General features: G+C 35.4%; 16 protein-coding genes. 8 read left to right on the plus strand and 8 right to left on the minus strand.

Translation table 11 applies throughout. The features are described 5' to 3' along the window. Positions 1 to 90: 90 nt before the first annotated feature. The gene (locus MM239_RS02125) at positions 91 to 363 is read right to left on the minus strand and encodes a helix-turn-helix domain-containing protein (RefSeq protein WP_241346198.1); all 273 of its coding nucleotides are present in this window, start codon (positions 361 to 363) and stop codon (positions 91 to 93) included. A gap of 499 nt (positions 364 to 862) precedes the next feature. Here MM239_RS02125 and MM239_RS02130 point away from each other — a divergent pair, with 499 nt between their 5' ends. From MM239_RS02130 to MM239_RS20945, 3 genes are all read left to right on the plus strand, one after another. Further along, positions 863 to 2,197 (plus strand): AAA family ATPase, encoded by a 1,335-nt coding sequence (locus MM239_RS02130; RefSeq protein ID WP_241346199.1) that lies wholly within the window; start codon positions 863 to 865, stop codon positions 2,195 to 2,197. Further along, positions 2,178 to 2,879 (plus strand): RloB family protein, encoded by a 702-nt coding sequence (locus MM239_RS02135; protein WP_241346201.1) that lies wholly within the window; start codon positions 2,178 to 2,180, stop codon positions 2,877 to 2,879. The genes MM239_RS02130 and MM239_RS02135 overlap by 20 nt, the downstream gene beginning before the upstream one ends. Before the next feature lie 363 nt (positions 2,880 to 3,242). After that, the gene (locus MM239_RS20945) at positions 3,243 to 3,365 is read left to right on the plus strand and encodes a hypothetical protein (protein ID WP_262918398.1); all 123 of its coding nucleotides are present in this window, start codon (positions 3,243 to 3,245) and stop codon (positions 3,363 to 3,365) included. 567 nt (positions 3,366 to 3,932) lie between these two features. Here the strand turns inward: MM239_RS20945 and MM239_RS02140 are convergent. Continuing rightward, positions 3,933 to 4,607, minus strand: a complete 675-nt coding sequence (locus tag MM239_RS02140; RefSeq protein WP_241346203.1) for a response regulator transcription factor — start codon at positions 4,605 to 4,607, stop codon at positions 3,933 to 3,935. Continuing rightward, a complete protein-coding gene (locus tag MM239_RS02145) occupies positions 4,604 to 5,920 on the minus strand; it encodes a sensor histidine kinase (RefSeq protein ID WP_241346205.1) in 1,317 nt (438 codons plus the stop codon). The genes MM239_RS02140 and MM239_RS02145 overlap by 4 nt, the downstream gene beginning before the upstream one ends. 186 nt (positions 5,921 to 6,106) lie before the next feature. On the opposite strand from MM239_RS02145, the gene MM239_RS02150 reads away from it, so the two are divergent. The 3 genes from MM239_RS02150 (at position 6,107) to MM239_RS02160 (ending at position 10,012) form a co-directional block, all read left to right on the plus strand. Continuing rightward, positions 6,107 to 6,409 (plus strand): hypothetical protein, encoded by a 303-nt coding sequence (locus MM239_RS02150; protein ID WP_241346207.1) that lies wholly within the window; start codon positions 6,107 to 6,109, stop codon positions 6,407 to 6,409. 79 nt (positions 6,410 to 6,488) lie between these two features. Further along, positions 6,489 to 7,307, plus strand: a complete 819-nt coding sequence (locus MM239_RS02155) for a GLPGLI family protein (protein WP_241346209.1) — start codon at positions 6,489 to 6,491, stop codon at positions 7,305 to 7,307. Further along, the gene (locus MM239_RS02160; RefSeq protein ID WP_241346210.1) at positions 7,304 to 10,012 is read left to right on the plus strand and encodes a carboxypeptidase-like regulatory domain-containing protein; all 2,709 of its coding nucleotides are present in this window, start codon (positions 7,304 to 7,306) and stop codon (positions 10,010 to 10,012) included. The genes MM239_RS02155 and MM239_RS02160 overlap by 4 nt, the downstream gene beginning before the upstream one ends. A gap of 94 nt (positions 10,013 to 10,106) precedes the next feature. Here MM239_RS02160 and MM239_RS02165 read toward each other — a convergent pair whose 3' ends face one another. From MM239_RS02165 to MM239_RS02180, 4 genes are all read right to left on the minus strand, one after another. Continuing rightward, entirely contained in the window at positions 10,107 to 10,397 is a 291-nt protein-coding gene (locus tag MM239_RS02165; protein WP_394801474.1) for a Rho termination factor N-terminal domain-containing protein, read from the minus strand. A 65-nt stretch (positions 10,398 to 10,462) separates the two neighbouring features. Beyond that, a complete protein-coding gene (locus MM239_RS02170; RefSeq protein WP_241290836.1) occupies positions 10,463 to 10,663 on the minus strand; it encodes a CsbD family protein in 201 nt (66 codons plus the stop codon). A gap of 86 nt (positions 10,664 to 10,749) precedes the next feature. Beyond that, positions 10,750 to 11,748 (minus strand): DNA topoisomerase IB, encoded by a 999-nt coding sequence (locus MM239_RS02175; protein WP_241346212.1) that lies wholly within the window; start codon positions 11,746 to 11,748, stop codon positions 10,750 to 10,752. Then, the gene (locus tag MM239_RS02180; protein ID WP_241346214.1) at positions 11,745 to 13,538 is read right to left on the minus strand and encodes an alpha-amylase family glycosyl hydrolase; all 1,794 of its coding nucleotides are present in this window, start codon (positions 13,536 to 13,538) and stop codon (positions 11,745 to 11,747) included. Before MM239_RS02180 ends, MM239_RS02175 begins: the two co-directional genes overlap by 4 nt. Positions 13,539 to 14,170: 632 nt before the next feature. On the opposite strand from MM239_RS02180, the gene MM239_RS02185 reads away from it, so the two are divergent. Together MM239_RS02185 and MM239_RS02190 are read left to right on the plus strand one after the other, a co-directional pair. Then, positions 14,171 to 15,217: an NAD(P)-dependent alcohol dehydrogenase gene (locus MM239_RS02185; protein ID WP_241346216.1), complete on the plus strand. Its 1,047-nt coding sequence runs from the start codon at positions 14,171 to 14,173 to the stop codon at positions 15,215 to 15,217. A gap of 65 nt (positions 15,218 to 15,282) precedes the next feature. Further along, positions 15,283 to 16,530 (plus strand): PQQ-dependent sugar dehydrogenase, encoded by a 1,248-nt coding sequence (locus MM239_RS02190; protein ID WP_241346218.1) that lies wholly within the window; start codon positions 15,283 to 15,285, stop codon positions 16,528 to 16,530. Positions 16,531 to 16,701: 171 nt separating this feature from the next. On the opposite strand, the gene MM239_RS02195 is transcribed toward MM239_RS02190, so the two are convergent. After that, positions 16,702 to 17,388, minus strand: a complete 687-nt coding sequence (locus tag MM239_RS02195) for a hypothetical protein (RefSeq protein ID WP_241346220.1) — start codon at positions 17,386 to 17,388, stop codon at positions 16,702 to 16,704. Between the last annotated feature and the right edge of the window lie 231 nt (positions 17,389 to 17,619).

The following is a 17,619-nucleotide window of genomic DNA, read 5'->3' on the forward strand; positions in this document are numbered from 1 at the left end:
TGTTGCTTTTAAACAAATCTTGGACAACTTTTCAAACCTTAACTCATTATTTTTTTTAGATGAGTAATACTTCCTGATTGGAAAACGAATTTAAATACCTTTAGCTACACGCTTCTCTATATTTCGCAATGATGACAATTCACGTCTTTCTAATTCAATAGGATCAATGTTTTCAGCAAATTCTTGTAAGCTGATCTGATAAAAAGAACATATTCTGAATATAACAATGAAGCTTGCTTCTCTAAAACCTCGTTCGATGTCAGCATAAGAACTACCTGATATTTTTGCTACCTCGGCTAACTTACTCTTGCTCAATTCATGAGACTCTCTCAAATACATTAATGTTTCACCTATTGTACCCATTTCACAAATATATAAGTGTCTATCAAAACGATTGGGTCTAATTCACATTTTTTTATTGAACTGGTTATAAAATTAAACTCGAGTAAAGTTCCATTCGATTTGATAATTTAAAAACAACCCTAGTGCTGATTTTGGGCGGAATTATTCTCAAAAACGAATTCCCAAGATTAATTTTCACACAAGTACATGAAGCACTAAAGATATACCAGGTCAATATTATCCTTCATCATTAAACTAAAAACAGCTGAAAGAACCGATAAAAACACAGCAAAAAATAAGGTGAGCAGTTGATCTGGAAGAAAGCTTAAATCATCAAAACATAGAGAATATTAACTTTAAAATGAGGACTTCACAATTCAATAGGACTTAGATTAGTCAAAATCATAAAGCAGCAACATAAAGAACATTTTTGAACTAAATTAACCAAAAAAGCATTTTATTTTGCATATTATTTTAAAATAAAGACTACATTTGCTAACATTTAAACTAGAACAAAAAAATGCTTCTGCAATTTTCAATTAAAAACTTTAGGACATTTAAGGACAAAGCGACTTTGAGCCTTATTGCTTCTAACTATGACAAAGACACCAGAGAGCACGAAAATATCGTAATCAATGAAAACTTTGGTTTGAGACTCCTCAAAAGTGCAGTTATTTATGGTGCGAATGCGAGTGGTAAAAGCAAATTACTAGAAGCATTTGCATTTATGCGATATTTCGTAATCAATAGTTCAAAAGAGAGCCAAAAAGGAGAGACTATTGAAGTTGAGCCTTTTAAACTAAGCACACAGACAGAAAACGAACCATCTGAATTTGAAATCATTTTCGATCACAAAAATGTGCTTTATCGTTATGGCTTTGAAGCGACAACTGAAAGAATTGTGTCTGAGTGGCTTTATCACAAACCAAAAACAAAAGAAGTTGAACTCTTTTACAGAGAAGGAAGCACCTTCAATACTCACGAACGAAGTTTCACCAAAGGCAATACTGTTGTCAGGGAAGGACTTGTTCGAGATAATGCGTTATTAATTTCTGTAGCTGCTCAATTCAATGAAAAGACTGCAATCAATGTATTAGATTGGTTTAAAAGACTAAAAACCTTATCAGGGTTAAACGAATCAGGGTACAAAGGCTTTACAATGGGCAAAACAGAAGACCCTAGCCACAAAATCAAAATTCTTGAATTATTGAAGGCTGCTGATTTAGGAATTCAAGATATCGAGTTACAAAAACTTGACACCAATAGCCTTCCGAAAGGAATGCCCAAAGAACTTAAAGATAAGATTATCAAAGAAGTTCGTGAAGAAAAGCAAGAGTATGTTTCTGACGTATTGACCAAACATAAAAAATACAATGAAGACTTAAAAGCGGTAGGAAACATTAGTTTTTCTTTGGACGATGATGAATCTTCAGGTACAAGAAAATTCTTTGCATTAACAGACCCAATTCTTGATGTGATCGAAAACGGTTACATATTGGTTGTAGATGAGTTAGACTCTAAACTTCATCCAAATTTGGTTTGTAAAATCGTTTCTCTTTTTAATTCTAAAGAGTTTAATAAGAAGAATGCGCAGCTGATTTTCAATACACACGACACAAACTTATTAAGTTCAGGTCTTTTTAGAAGAGATCAAATTTGGTTTACAAACAAAAATAAATTTGGAGTAGCCAAACTCTATTCATTAGCTGACTTTAAATCAGATGAAGTGAGAAAAAATGACCCTTTTGAAGATAATTATATTAAGGGTAAATATGGTGCAGTTCCATTTCTTGGTTTTTTCGATAACCTAAAATTTTTATTGACAGAAAATGAAAATGAAGGACAAAAAAGCTGAACAAAAAGCAGCTAGGAAAAAGCACCTTGAACAATTAAAGGCTCAGCGGAGAAAAGAACCGAGCTTAGAAAGACCTGTTGCAGAGTTAACAGAAAAACCCTCTATTCTTATTATTTGTGAAGGAAAAAACACAGAACCTTCTTATTTCAATCAATTCAGAATTACTTCAGCAGAAGTCAAATCAATTGGTGAAGGATACAATACTGTTTCGTTAGTGAATAGAGCCCTTGATTTATCCCAACAAGGAAACTATAACCAAGTTTGGTGTGTGTTTGACAAAGACGATTTTAACGAAAATGATTTCAATTCTGCTATTCAAATAGCAGAAGCAAATAGCTTTGGAATCGCTTATTCAAATCAATCGTTCGAATATTGGCTGATATTACACTTTAATGACCATCAAGGTGGTGGAATGCACAGAGATAGTTATAACGATAAAATCAACGAACACCTCAAACCATTCAATGTAATTTATGATGGCAACGGGACCAAATTAATTCAAGAAGATTTTTTTGAATTACTTGACGGCATAGACGACAAAACGAGCAGAAAAAGAGCTGAACTTGCAATAGATAGAGCAGAGAGAAATTACAATCATTTTGACCATACAAATCCAGCTAGAGAAGAATCATCAACGACTGTATATCGACTAGTAAGAGAACTTTTGAAATATGTGGAATAATAGAATGCCATCCAGTAAAATTTAGCACAATAGAGAAATGCCCTGATAAGAGAAAAAATCTATCAGGGCTTTTTATTAATTGTTCCAGTGTGCACCTATGACATATTGATTGACATCCACAGGGTGATGAGTTTGCTAAGTGGAATAATAAATCGATTGTTGGGATTAAGTAAGATGTTCTTATAGATTTTGGTTGAATTTATGAGTATATGCTTTGGTTTTGGAAAGGTCTCCCCTACTCTTTGTTTTAGGGATTAGTTTCTATTGCCCGGGATCCAATGATTGATTTTTAGGTTCTATAAGTGGCCAACCCTTATCATATAAGGAACTGACTACAAGATTTGGCATTATAAAAATGCTTGTATGCTTCTTGAAATGATTAAGGAATCCAAATTAATTAAGCTTGAAAGCACGGGACACGAAATCCATTTCGAAGATTGGAACACCATAGCTGACGGAATTGATAACCATGTAAGTGGCAGATGAACAAAAACATCGTTCCGCTAAAATTTAGCCCACTAGCCAAAAGTCCATGCAAAAAAGCCCTGATTGATGTGAAAATCTATAAGGGTCGCCGATAGTGATCGGGAGCTTAGTGGCTGCCTTGTGAGCTTATGGCATATTAACTGACTCGTGTGCCGCGGCGTACATCTGCAGAGTGAAGGGCATGCTAGGTGAGATAATGGGTTGATTAGTGGATTTTAGGAAGTATTTAGAAGTGTTTAATTTAGTTTTTGGTTGAATTTGGGAGATTTAGGTTGGTTTGGGTTTGGTCTCTCCTACCCTTTGTATTGGGATTTGATCTTCTAACTTGACTTTTATTCAATGATTGATTTCTAAGAAACTGTGGGAGGACCTGGATTGTATTAAGTAGGATTTGAATGGATTTGGGAGAAAAGGTTGGGCTAAGTTAAAAGAATGAAATAAGAATGGATAAATTCGGTCTGGCTAATGAGGATTTAGGCCTCGAAATGAGCTGAGAAGGTGGGGTTTTGTTTGAGTAGATCAAAATTGTAGGGCGATCCAATAGGCAACATATTGATAATCAGTATTTCAAACGACTAATTTGTAACCAACACCCCTTACATTGATGATCTTTATGGTGCTATCTTCCTTGAGGTATTTTCTGATTTTGGTTATAAATACATCCATACTTCTGGCTGTGAAAAAATCATCCGAGCCCCAAATCAATTTTAGAATATAAGACCTGTCCAAAACCTGATTTCTCTTTTTTATCAATTCACTCAAAAGTATAGTCTCCTTATAAGTCAAAACAGTTTCCTTTTCATTAATCGCCAACACTTGACTACCAAAATTGAATTTAAACTTCCCTAATGATATCCATTCCATTTCAAGGTTAACTTTGGAAATGCGCAAATGCGAATTGATCCTAACAATCAGTTCCTCCATGCTAAAAGGCTTTTTGATAAAATCGTTTGCTCCATTTTCAAACCCCTCAATCACATCTTGAGTTCTGTTTTTTGCTGTCAGAAAAACAATGGGGATATTTTGATCCAGTAACCTGATCTCTCTAGAAACTTCAAAACCATCTTTGACTGGCATCATAATATCCAATATAACAATATCAGGTGAAAAAGATTTGAAAGCTTCAATAGCCGTTTTTCCACAACTGGCATGAAATAGTTCAAACCCTCTACTTTCAAGGCTTTCTTTGATAATTTCACCCAAAGTAATTTCGTCTTCGGCCAACAAAACTTTTTTCTTCATATCCTAAGTGGTAATTTAATGATAAAATCTGTCCATCCATTTTTCAGGTTCAGCTCAATTGTTCCAGAATGAGCCTCGATCACCTTTTTAGAAAAATACAACCCTATACCATGACCTTTGATTGACCGCAAGTTCTCCCCTGGCACTCTATAAAACTGCTCGAATACTTTTGGGATCTCTTTCTTTGAGAGATTTGTCCCATTGTCTGAAATGATTAATATGGCATTATCTCTGGTGGTTTCCAATTTAATTTTTATTTCCTGCCCGCCATATTTCATAGAATTATCCACAATATTTACAATTGCCCTTTTTAGATAAAATATATCAGCATGGGTATTTATAAAAGTTTCCTTACTAAGGAATTCAATTTTCTTTGATCCATGGCTAAGTTGGAACTCTTCTATAATCTCCATTAATAACTTTACTAAATCTATCTTCTTTTTAATAAAGACATCACTTTCAGATTCAAAACTTGCCGACTCCAATAAGCGATTGATCATATCCGATACTTGATCTAGGTAGTTACTGGCAACCCCTAAATACTTCCTGTTTTTTTCAATGTCATTTTGGGGGTTGAATCTTTGAGCTGCTTCAATTGCAACTTTTGCCGCCGAAATGGGTGTTTTAAATTCATGACTAATGTTGTTAACAAAATCATTTTTCAATGTCACCAAATCTCTTTGTCTTTTTACTAAACTGTATAATTTCCAAAGTGCGAAAATAATTAGAAATAGGAAAATGAATGAAACTAAAACTTCAATACCTCCCTGAATCAATGTATATGAAAAATTTGGCTTATAATTTAGCTCTATCTGATGGTTTAAAGGTAATGCTCTTGTATTAGAGAATATCTTGTGTTTTGGCCTAAAATCTGAGCTTGTTTTAAATTCACTATTTTTACCCCCTTTAAAATAATGAACTAAACCCAATTCTGACTTTAATTCAAAAAAGTCAATTTCCGTTTGAAGCATATTATTCAGCTCTTCTAGATCAACTGTATCTTTTGATATAGTCACAAGCATCTGCTTCTTTCTTGGGGAATTTATTGCATTATTGGTTTCACCAGATACCAGTTTATTAGCTTCTATCGGTTCTTTACTTATCGTTTTTTCTGAGTCAAGTATGCTAAGTTCTTCAAAAGAATCTGTTTCAATTGATAATGTTCTGGTCCCAATTTCAAAATAATACCTCTCTACAGCCTTGTCCAAAGCAATTTTTATATCTCTGTGAAATTGCTGTTGCAAGGTAGAATAGGTCACCCATATACGGACAAGCTGTACAGTGATTGCAAATGCTGCAACAATCCATACCATGATCCATATTTTTTTAAAATTCACCGACTGCATTATTTGCTAATATATGTGTAGAAAAGATAACAAGGAAAAATTTAACACTGGTTAACACTAGATAACTCTTTTTCGGTTTTCAATAAAATATTTTTGATCAAGCAATTAGAGACACCTATTTTATTTCATTTTAATAACTAAAAACCAAAAATCATGAAAACAATTATCAATACTATCGTCATGGTGCTTTTGTTAACTGCACCAGTTTTAGCAAATTCCTACAACAATGAAGAAAAATCAGATAGGGATAACAATGTTGAAATGAAAATTTCACAGAGTGAAATGAATGAATTACCCATTTTTAACTTCATAGAAAATGAAGAGGAAGCTGTTTTCGAGTGTTCTGTCACAATAGATTGTGGCAATGGAAGTAGCGCAACAGGTACAGCTTCGAATTGTGCGACAGCAGGTAAAATTGCGGGAGCTGGCTGTGATGCTTCTTTAGAGCAAGCATAATTAAATTACTAAACTCAAAATAGGTGTTTGGTGCAGGAAAAAAATTCTGCACCTCTTTTATATACTAAACCTGATACATATGAAACCTTATATTCTATTACTACAATTCATTATTCTATTTGGTTTTTTTCCACCACTGCTTAATGCCCAGCAAGGGAAAATTACCTATCGAGCATATTCAGGAAAACTGGCTATCGCTTCTCCTGCCAATGAAAATGGCTATCCAAATGAGTATGAAATTGAGAAGGCTACATTATTTTTTAAAGAATCAAAATCATTATATATCCAGGAGCAGAACAAAGTAAATGTGCAATACATCTCAGGTCCAAATGGTACTGAACGAATAGAAGTTCCGAGAAACAATTTAGACCCTTATGGGACGGTTTTACATTTAAACTTCCTATCGGGAGAACAGTTTTCTCGGGAATCATTTTGGAATAAATCAACCTTTGTAAACATCCAAGAGGAAATTCTTCCTATAGACTGGAGAATCACTAATGAAAAGAAAAAAATAGGAAAATTTAATTGTATAAAAGCCACTGCCAATATTCTTGGTAGGGAATGGGAGGCTTGGTTTTCACCAGAACTTCAGGTGCCATTTGGTCCATGGCGGTTAAATGGACTTCCTGGATTAATACTTGAAGCTTATGATTCAACCTTGGATTTTATTTATCATTTGGCTGAAGTGGAAATCCCCCATGACTTCAATCCTACTATTGAAGTGGAAAATGTTTTTTCAGGAAAACTTCTCAGCAGATCAGAGTTTTTAAATGAAAATGCAACTAAGAAAGAAAAATACATTTCCTACATGAAATCTGTCGCACTTGAAAATGATGGAAAGGTTGAAGTGAAATTCTATCCACAAATTGATTTATCCACACAAGCTACCAAGAAGTGAAATTATCGGTAATCAGTCTTCTAAATCTATTTTGTTTAGTTTCATTTACTATTTTGCCTATTTCTCTGACCTTTGGACAAAGAAATAATGAAATTAAAGGGACTGTATTGGATGAAGAAGCCAATGCGGTACCTTTTGTCTCAGTTATGCTTTTAAATCCCCAAGATTCAACTATAATAGATTTTTCCCAGACAGATCTAAGTGGGAGCTTCAAAATTATAAGCGAAGCTCCCCTACCTTATCTTTTAAAGATTTCAAGATTGGGATACCATGATGCTTTTTACAATAGGGTTGATTTGAGCATGGTCACTTTTACAATTCAATCAAAGGAAATTGAGCTAAATCAATATACTGTCGAATACCAAGAACCGATTAGGGTTAAAAGTGATACCACTGCCTTTGATGTAGGCTCTTTTAGCGATGGATTCGAAAGGAATTTGGAAGAGCTCCTAAAAAAGATTCCAGGTATGACTGTGAGTGATAATGGGACTCTCTTTTTTAATGGTAGAGCGATTGATAAAATTTTGGTTGAGGGAGATGATTTTTTTTCGAAAAACTACAGGGTTTTATCAAGAAATATTCCCCCAGGATTACTTGAAAGTGTAGAAGCCATAGAAAATTTCAACCACCAAAAACTGCTCAAAGGAATTGAAAATTCTGATAAAACTGTGCTGAATTTAAGATTCCAAAAAGGATTAAAAGCATCTTTGTTCGGTACAGGTTCACTCGGAGTAGGGTTACCCGAAAACTATGAAGTAAAGGCAGTCCTGTTTTCTTTACTGGATAAGCTAAAGGCTGGATATATAGGAAACATTAACAATACTGGCCAAGAAAACATAGCTGGAACCGAGGATTTTTTTATGCGAGAATCCGAAGAAAGCATGTTGAAAAACCCCTACTTTCTTCAAGCGAACCTTCCGATTAGCCCGTTTACACCTTTCATCCCAAACCTTCCCAAAAACAGGTATAATATTAACAATGATTTTCTTCAAGCCTTACAACTTAATAACTCCAATGGAATTAATTATAAATCCAACACCTATGCTCTTTTCCAGAATAACCGTGTCAATAATACTTTAGATAACCTCAGTAGATTTTTTCTTGAAAACAATACTTTCGATGTTCGGGAAGCGGGAAGTGGAAACTCTGGGATTAAAAATTTCCAACTAAGGTCTACCCATGAATTGGAACCGGATAGTTTGTCTCAGCTTTCCCTGACATTTAGGATTGATAACATTTCAGAAGAATCACTTCTAAAAAGCACTTTACAAGCAGTTGAAAATCTGTCTGATGTTTTACAAAATGTGAATTCAGAAAAAAAAACAGGTTCTGTTAAGATAGCATATCTTAGAAAACTAAATCGTTATATAGCCCTTCAGTCGGAGCTTTTTATAGCGCGAAATATCTCGGATCAAAGTCTTGACATCATTTCGGCATCTTTCAACACATCAGATCCTAATCAAAATTTTGGATTGTTACAAACTTTCAACAACTCTGCCACTTCATTGGGGAGCAGTTGGAAGTTAGCAGGAAAACTCAGAAAACATCAATACGCCTTTCTTTTCCACTATGGCTATTTAAACAGCCATATCAAATCAAATCTAGGGACTCAGGAACAAACTTTGCCTGACAATATCGAAGAAGTAGAATTTTTGAACGATCAAACTTTTGAAAACAGTACTGTTATTTTCTCTTTGTCCGATCATATTTCTTTATCTAGAAGTTCTACCATTAGACTGAACTTGGAAAGTCATGGATTTATCAACAGCATTGGATATTTGAACCAAGAAAGGAAAAACGAAAGAGGTTGGCTAACAAACTACCGCATAGGCTTTAACAAAAATATCAAATCCAAACACAAGATCTTTTTGGATCACTACCGACAAAACCAACTATCATCCCCTTTACAAGTTTACAATGGCAGGGTATTTACCGGGGCAAACTCTACAGTAAATTTTGCAGAAGGGATAAATATAATAGAACAGCTAGGGATCAACTGGCGGTATAACTTTTTTGATAGAACAAGTTATTGGCAAATTGTGTTGACAGGAAACCATTTCCTACAAAAAAGTCCATTTATCGTTGATTTTCAAAATGATGGGGACCTTCTTTTCAATCTTTCAAATTTTGCTTCACCCCTATCTAATGCTCAGCATAGAGTTGATCTTGAAACCAGCAAAATGGTTTTCCCCATTAAGTCCAGAGTTGGAATCAAAACCTTTTTATCACAAAATCTAATCAACAGGGCTGTAAATGGAATTTTTGTACCAAATGAACCCATAAATTCAAAAGGTATAGGTATTTTTATTGTAAGTGCATTCGATGGACCTGTTAATTTCAGATGGGAAAGTAGTAGGAAAGATTCAAGAATCAACTCAGAAAGTTTAGAATCTGATTTTTCAATTTTCAACTTCCACCATCAAGGGTCTTTGACTTATGGTTTTATGGATAATCTAAAGCTTAAATTATCATATGAACAGATCTCATGGGAAGAAAGAAAGATTGACTTTTTGGATATTGAGGTTAATTATACTCCTTGGAAAAACAGGGGCATTTACATACAACTTAATGGAACCAACCTATTGAATAAATCAGAGCTGGTATTTCTTAACCTTTCTAATTCAGTAAGAAATACAACCACCTATTCTCTCTTACCCAGGTTGATAATGTTGAATGTGTCTTTTGATATTGGAAGGAAAATATAGGCTAAACTACTTTTAATTCATTTTGAATAGGAATGTTGCCAAAAGCAAAACTCATTAAATTTAAAGACAAATTATTTGATCAAACAAGACGCCATCAACCCTCCCTCAATGCATGAATTAGTTCATCTTTGTTCATTTTGCTACGACCTGAAATTCCTACTTCCTTAGCTTTTTGGTAAAGTTCTGACTTGGTCCTTGACTCGTAAGGGGATGCCTTCCCTCCTTTCTTACCAGCGTCTGGAGTATTTGCTATTCTTGCCGATTTCGATTTGCTATACCCTTGCTCTCTAAGGGCATCGTATTGATCTCTATTCTTAATACTATCTGCTGATTTTTTTGACATGATTTCCTTATTTACCCATGAAGTAATGAAAAAAGATGCCATATTTTAAGAAATCGATGATATGGCATCTATCCTTTTTTCGTTTCAAAGTCTTAGTTTGAGCAAACTTACATATGCCCCGTCCTGAAAATTAGACCATGAAACTCATCTCTTGATCTACCAATCCTCTTTTCTATTCTTCCGAAAAGCTCTTCTTCCTTACCTATTTCGTATTTCAAATCATCATCTGTTAAGGTACTATATTTTTCCTTAAGTCTACCTTTGATTTCATTCCAATCTCCTTCGATTTTTCTATTTTCATCTTTCATGGTTTTGTTGTTTTGGTTCTGCCAATAAGGCACAACGACTATGCCATGAATTTAATTTTATCTAAAAATATTTCTACTTCTAACAATCATTTCTCTAAAAGTTTCATTAAGAGTTTCTCTGAATGATCGAGTGAAGTTGGTGAGTTTGTCTTGCGAAATGGATTTTTCAATGGAAACTCTCCTATATCTACCTTGTTGAGAATCACTGGATGAATATAATAACCTTTACAAATGGTCGGCGTATTGCCCAACTCATCTGCCACCATGCGGACTAAGATTGTTTCAAGTTTTTTTCTTGGAAATTCTTTTTGATGATCAATGGCATCGTGAAAAAGCTCTATGGCCAACCTGCTCCCTACCCATGTTCTAAAATCCTTACATGTAAATTCCTCTCCCATATTTTCTCTGATATACAATTGTACATCATGGCTATCGACAGTCTGTACTTTTCCGTCTTCATCCTTGTATCTGAATAGTTCATAGCCAGGAAGCTCTGAAACTTTCTTAATATGTTTTATGATTGAAACATCTTCTATCGAGACTTCACGCTCTTTATTACTTTTACCTTTGAAGGTGAATAGTAACTTTTCACCTTCTATCTCCATGTGCTTTCTACGGAGTGTAGTTAGCCCAAATGTTTGGTTTTCCTTGGCATAGTACTTATTGCCTATCCTAATGCCAGTTTCATCTAGAATGGATACCAACAAAGCCAGTATTTTACTTTTTGTCCATTTCCTTTTTTTCAAATCACCCAGTGCTTTCTTCCTAAGCTTGGGTAATTTGTTTCCAAATTCATACATCCTCTCAAACTTCTCCTCTTGTCTGATCTTTTCCCATTCAGAATGATAGATATATTGCTTCCTACCTTTCAGATCTCTACCTGTAGCTTGTATATGGCCATCATCGAACCTGCATATTTGAACTTCAGTCCACATTGGTGGTATGACTAGGTTTTTTATTCGACTTAGCTTCTTTTTGTCGGTAATTTTCTTTCCTTTTTCGTCAAAATAAGAAAATCCTCTTCCACGCTTGATCCTTTTCAAGCAAAGCGAATCCTCTTCAGTATACCGGTATTTTGACTTCATCGTGTTAGAATTAATCCTCCATAAGACGGTATATCAACGCTCAAAGCATGCTGCTTACCGTTAATGCCATCACTTGCATGTACCTCCGATACTTCCACCTCAGCAAAAACTTGATCATATCCTGCCCATCCACTATTGAATATTACATTCCATGATCCTCCTTGATCGATTCCGAATTGATAGTTGTACTTAGACTCCACAGAAAAGTTAATTACAACTATTGCAGGATTGTCTACATCATCATAATGAAATCGAGTAAATACCAAAACAGAACCTTCTTCATCTCTATGGAGTACCTCTATACCTTGACCATTCAATCCTCTTGCAAAACCTTCTGAACTTTTGCGTAGGTTGATCAAATCACGGTATAAGTTTACTATCCCGCCAAAATGCTCTAAACGACCCCAATCAACAGGATTTGAATCATCAAAATGTTCAAAAGTTAAAAATTCTTGACCTTGAAAAATCATCGGAATTCCAGGGGCTGTGAACACGATTAATGCGCCAAGAGTGGATTTCTTCTTGGCATATTCTCCTTCGGCATCTCCTGGCTGAATCTCCTCTGGAAGTCTCTTGGAATCTAAATTAGCTACTTCATCATGTGACTCTGTATAGATTACTTTTTGATAGATATCATTATTGAACTTGCTAAAAAGTAAATTCTCCACAGTTTGCAAATTTCTATCTTCATCATTACTGATCTTTAAAACATCCCTAAGAATGTGAGAAAACCCTACTCCCCATTGACAGTCAAAGCCTAGTCCACCATTTTCTAATTTTTCTGTAACAGTAGCATCTGACTTCAAGTCTTCGGCAATCAAAACCTTATGCGGAAACTTCTCCTTGATTTCATGATTCAAACTTTTCAGAAACTCGACTCCTTCTTCAAGAATAGGCCCATTTTGGTCTTCCATATTGACCAGTCTAATGATCGCAGTAGCATCAAATCTCAATCCATCACATTGAAAAGCTTCTAACCATAGCATGGCATTGTCTCGGAGGTAATTACGAACTTCAGACCTTCCAAAATCAGGTCGCGTATCACCCCATGGTGTGCTTGCCCTATCGTCATTGTAGAAATAAATCCCTCCCATGCCATTTTCCTCCCAACCATCAAACTGCCATAAAGCTAAATCTGATGGACCAAGGTGATTGTAAACCACATCTAGAATCACAGCAATGCCTCTCATATGTGCTTCAAAAATAAAATGCTTCAAAGCATCTGGACCTCCGTAAGCCTCTTCCACGGAAAATGGATTTGCGGGATTATAACCCCAAGAGTGGTCTCCGGGAAACTCTGCCACTGGCATTATTTCAACAGTGTTGATTCCTAAATCCTTCAAATAATCTAGCTTTTGAGCGGCAGTGTATAAGTCTCCTACCTGCCCCTCTTCCTTTCCTTCTCTATTGAATGTACCAATATGAAGCTCATAGATGACCATTTCATTGAGAGATGGCGGCATAAACTCATGATCATTAAAATCTTTCCAGAGGTCATAGACAATACCATTTCCGACACTGTTGGTCATTTTAAGTGCATAGGGATCATTTCTATGAAGTGTATTTCCGCTATGATGTATGATAAATTTGTATTCATCTCCCTCAGATGCGGCTGCACAATGGATAGACCAAAAGCCATTTTCTTCATGTTCCATCTCATCTTCGGCATCATTCCAATCATTGAATGATCCATAGACAAATACCTTTTCTGCGTTTGGAGCCCAAACCCTAAATGTGACACCGTTTGGCCCAAGGATTGCTCCCATGCCAGCGTATTTTTCATCTTTCATGTTCCTAGTTTATGCTGATAAGTGGTTCTTTTTATGGGTGATAAAGTGTCAAATAATATTAAAAATTTTATATTAAATCAGAAAGGATATCAAATATAGTTTTCTAACCTAACTATTGACATATTTTACCAGTTATTTCCATTAACAACATTTGAGCCAAATTATTTGTTATTGATTTTTCAAAAAATCGAAACTTACAAAGTAGAAACCAAACGCACATCTCCTAATTTTCCATTATAATTTTAATGAATTTCCGCTTTTACACCAGAAGAGGTATTTCAAACAAATAACAGATTACTTCTGGATTAGTATCATCCAATTTCCAAAATCAATTAATATCTGGATATTGAAAAAACCAAATATGGCTTAATTACTGGTCTCTTTCCAGCTATACATTTGAATTTTAGTAAATAAATCGAACAAAATAAGGTATGAAAAGTTATTAAGTAGGTTATTTACCACATAACTCATCTATGCATCTATGATTGTAGATATTTCTTTATAAAGTATAGATCTGCTTATTTACCTTCTTTACACCTGGTCAAATTAAATTTTAAGTACAAATTCAATATCCTTGGCTTGCCTATTGCGGTAGAGTAGGTCAAAACTTAACATTAAGCTATTAAAAATATATGACTAAAATTAGAGCATTTGGTGCTAATTCACCTGAAGAACAACTAAAACCACTTTTAATTACTCGTCGTGAAATCGGATCCACTGATGTGGAGATTGCAATACAATTCTGTGGAGTTTGCCACTCAGACTTACATACTGTTCGGGACGAATGGGGAGGCACGATTTACCCTAGTGTCCCTGGACATGAGATTGTAGGTATTGTAACCCATGTCGGTAAGGAAGTAAAAAAGTTTAATGTAAATGATCAAGTAGGCGTAGGCTGCTTGGTGGATAGCTGTAGAACTTGCGAAAGCTGTAAAGATGGATTGGAACAATACTGTGAAAAGGGTGCTATTCAGACATATAATGCCCATGAAAAACAATTGGATCAACAAACTTTTGGAGGGTATTCTGAGCGAATTGTCGTTGATCAAGATTTTGTTTTAAGCATTCCAAAAAACTTAGATTTAGCTGCAACAGCTCCATTACTATGTGCTGGAATCACTACCTATTCTCCCTTAAGGCATTGGAAGGTTGGAAAAGGCACAAAAGTAGGGGTCGTAGGGATCGGTGGATTAGGTCACATGGGTGTCAAAATCGCCAAAGCAATGGGTGCGCATGTGGTCGTAATCACTACTTCACCTTCGAAAGTGGAAGATGCTAAGCGATTAGGAGCAGATGAAATTATCCTTTCTTCCGATAAAGCTCAAATGAAGAAAAATGCAAACTCCTTAGATTTCATTCTAGATTGTGTGTCAGCACAACACGATATCAATGTTTATTTAAGGTTGTTGAAAAGAGATGGATCATTGACACTTGTTGGTGCACCTGATAAGCCATTGCCTGTCTCACCATTTAGTTTGATACCTGGTAGGAAATCCTTCGCCGGTTCTATGATCGGTGGCATTCAAGAGACACAAGAAATGTTGGATTTTTGTGGCAAACATAACATTGTATCAGACATTGAGCTCATTGACATGCAAACGATCAATGAAGCATATGATAGACTTCTCAAAGGAGATGTCAAGTACAGGTTTGTAATTGATATGTCAACCTTGGCTTAAGAGCAACACTTTCTTTTGAAGTTATCATTTTGCAAAACAGAACTACTAACTAAACAACTATACACATGCTAAGATTGAAAAAATTTAACAACATCAACCTTTTGGGGAGATTGTGTCTGTTAGTTTTATTGTGCTTTTCATTCAATATAAATGCCTCAAATGCACAGGTAAAAATTGTCAATGAAGTCATTGAAAACAACATCAAAACTGATAAAGCTACTGTAAAAATCACGCAGGTGGTCAAAGGTCTAGAACATCCTTGGGCAATGACTTGGCTACCAGACGGCAGCATGCTCGTGACAGAAAGACCTGGAAATATGTATCATGTATCAGGAGAGAAAGTGAAAAAACTCTCTGGACTTCCAAAAATTGATACCGATGAAGATCAGCTTACAGCACCTCAAGGCGGCAATCAAGGAGGTCTTCTGGATTTAGTCTTACATCCACAATATACAGAGAATGGATGGGTTTATTTCACATACTCAAGTCCAGGAGATGATGACTCGGTCACAGATGGTTCAGATTATGGAACAGGTACAGCATTAGCTAGGGCTAAATTAGATGCTGATGCTGGTAAGTTGATCGACATGGAAACTTTGTATGCCCAAGTGCCAAGAACAAATCCTGGCAGACACTACGGTTCAAGAATTGTCTTTCCTGGTGATGGTACAGTACTGTTTTCGATTGGAGATAGAGGACTTCGTTGGAACTCTCAGGACCTTACCGATCCCGCAGGCTCTATTATCCGAATCAAAGAAGATGGGGGAATCCCTGAAGATAATCCTTTGATAGGAATGGCTCCTGGAAATTTAAGACCAGAAATTTATTCATTCGGTCACAGAAATAATCAAGGTTTAGCTATTGATCCAGAGACCGGACAAGTTTGGGCCACCGAGCATGGGCCAAATGGTGGTGATTTATTACACATGATAGCAAAAGGTAAGAACTATGGATGGCCACAAGTAGCTTTTGGAACAGAATATGATACCAGTGAAAAGATCGGGCTTGGAGAAGAAGCGCCTGGTGTCACAAAACCAAAACATGTCTGGAGAGACAACATGGCTCCTTCTGGGCTGGCATTTTACAACCAAGGAAGCATCAGCAACTGGAATAAAAGTCTTTTTGCAGGATCACTTCTAAAGGAGGAAATTTATAGAATTGAAATCCAAAATGATGAAGTAAAGTCTGTTGAGACACTTTTCACCAAAAAAATGGGAAGAATTAGAGATGTTAGACAAGGTCCAGATGGAAATCTATATCTCTTGACAGATGAAAAAGACGGAGGAATATTTAAAGTAGAAATGGTGAAATGATTGATTCTTTGATTCAAATTAATCCATAAAAAAATCTATATAATATTGATTTAAAAAACTTTAAAACACCTTAATTCAAAATCAGTTTAATATATTTTCAACATTCCTTCAAATCAAAAACCCCCATGAAAACATGAGGGTTTTTGATTTGAAAGAACCTAAGCTAAATTTTTACCAACGTCCTCCAGCTCCACCACCACCAGAAGATCCTCCTCCAAAACTTCCTCTGCTCCCTCCGCTTGACGAGCTTCTTCCCCCGCCTTTTGAAGTACTTGATTTCACTAACTTAGGAATCACCACCTCCCCAAATGAAATCACATGCTTACAATGAAGACATTCTTGTATTTTTTCACCTTTTCCATTTGCCTTATATGTCGCTGCTTTTATGGTTTTTATTTCCTGTTTCTTCAATGTCTCGTAAGTACAAGATGGACAAGAAGAGAACTTCTTAGCTTTGTTTCCTTTCCAACCAACTGTCTTGACCTCTCCATTTTCTTGATTTTCCCAAATTTCATATTTTACTGAGTATACCTCTTCTTCCTTTTGCTGACCAGAAGTCAATAGCTCAGTTTTCCAGCGCATTTCATCCCGATTGAGTCTTTGCCAATTACCTTCTAAATCTGGAGGGATAAATCTGATTTGTTTTTTCTGAATTCTTCGATGGTCATACCATAAGGTCAAAAGGGAAAAAGGAGCCAATATAAATATTGGAATCAAGGACTTATGATATTTTAGAAGTGCTTCAATTCGATTTTTCTCATCATGAAATGATTCTTCTACATTTGTTTTACCAATCTCATATTTTGAAAAAATAGCTAAACTTACCCCTATCATTACATAAAGAGGTAGCTTGTCCATTTGAAAAAGTCTTGTTACATCTCCCCCAGAGAACAATACAATGAAAATAAAAATCATAAAAAATAGAAAAAAGCATCCACAACCACTAAATAAAGAATAAACATCAGCAATTCCGATTTTAAATAATTGAAGTAGTTTGATCAATTTGCTTTAGAAAATAGACATAGGATTCCCATGACCCTGTTTCCAGGGAATTCTTTTTTTTAATTAAACCAGTTTTTGTGTTTTTGC

Origin of the sequence: Belliella filtrata, from assembly GCF_022549775.1 — a bacterium.
In the GTDB taxonomy this organism is placed as follows: Bacteria; Bacteroidota; Bacteroidia; order Cytophagales; family Cyclobacteriaceae; genus Belliella; species Belliella filtrata.

What these genes read in the sequence shown, in the direction of transcription:
- MM239_RS02130 (WP_241346199.1), top strand. Translation starts at nt 863, where the DNA reads ATGCTTCTGCAATTTTCAATTAAAAACTTTAGGACATTTAAGGACAAA.
- MM239_RS02150 (WP_241346207.1), top strand. Translation starts at nt 6,107, where the DNA reads ATGAAAACAATTATCAATACTATCGTCATGGTGCTTTTGTTAACTGCA.
- MM239_RS02175 (WP_241346212.1), bottom strand. Translation starts at nt 11,748, where the DNA reads ATGAAGTCAAAATACCGGTATACTGAAGAGGATTCGCTTTGCTTGAAA.
- MM239_RS02165 (WP_394801474.1), bottom strand. Translation starts at nt 10,397, where the DNA reads ATGGCATCTTTTTTCATTACTTCATGGGTAAATAAGGAAATCATGTCA.
- MM239_RS20945 (WP_262918398.1), top strand. Translation starts at nt 3,243, where the DNA reads ATGCTTCTTGAAATGATTAAGGAATCCAAATTAATTAAGCTTGAAAGC.
- MM239_RS02185 (WP_241346216.1), top strand. Translation starts at nt 14,171, where the DNA reads ATGACTAAAATTAGAGCATTTGGTGCTAATTCACCTGAAGAACAACTA.
- MM239_RS02140 (WP_241346203.1), bottom strand. Translation starts at nt 4,607, where the DNA reads ATGAAGAAAAAAGTTTTGTTGGCCGAAGACGAAATTACTTTGGGTGAA.
- MM239_RS02195 (WP_241346220.1), bottom strand. Translation starts at nt 17,388, where the DNA reads ATGGACAAGCTACCTCTTTATGTAATGATAGGGGTAAGTTTAGCTATT.
- MM239_RS02135 (WP_241346201.1), top strand. Translation starts at nt 2,178, where the DNA reads ATGAAGGACAAAAAAGCTGAACAAAAAGCAGCTAGGAAAAAGCACCTT.
- MM239_RS02190 (WP_241346218.1), top strand. Translation starts at nt 15,283, where the DNA reads ATGCTAAGATTGAAAAAATTTAACAACATCAACCTTTTGGGGAGATTG.
- MM239_RS02170 (WP_241290836.1), bottom strand. Translation starts at nt 10,663, where the DNA reads ATGAAAGATGAAAATAGAAAAATCGAAGGAGATTGGAATGAAATCAAA.
- MM239_RS02180 (WP_241346214.1), bottom strand. Translation starts at nt 13,538, where the DNA reads ATGAAAGATGAAAAATACGCTGGCATGGGAGCAATCCTTGGGCCAAAC.
- MM239_RS02145 (WP_241346205.1), bottom strand. Translation starts at nt 5,920, where the DNA reads ATGGTATGGATTGTTGCAGCATTTGCAATCACTGTACAGCTTGTCCGT.
- MM239_RS02125 (WP_241346198.1), bottom strand. Translation starts at nt 363, where the DNA reads ATGGGTACAATAGGTGAAACATTAATGTATTTGAGAGAGTCTCATGAA.
- MM239_RS02155 (WP_241346209.1), top strand. Translation starts at nt 6,489, where the DNA reads ATGAAACCTTATATTCTATTACTACAATTCATTATTCTATTTGGTTTT.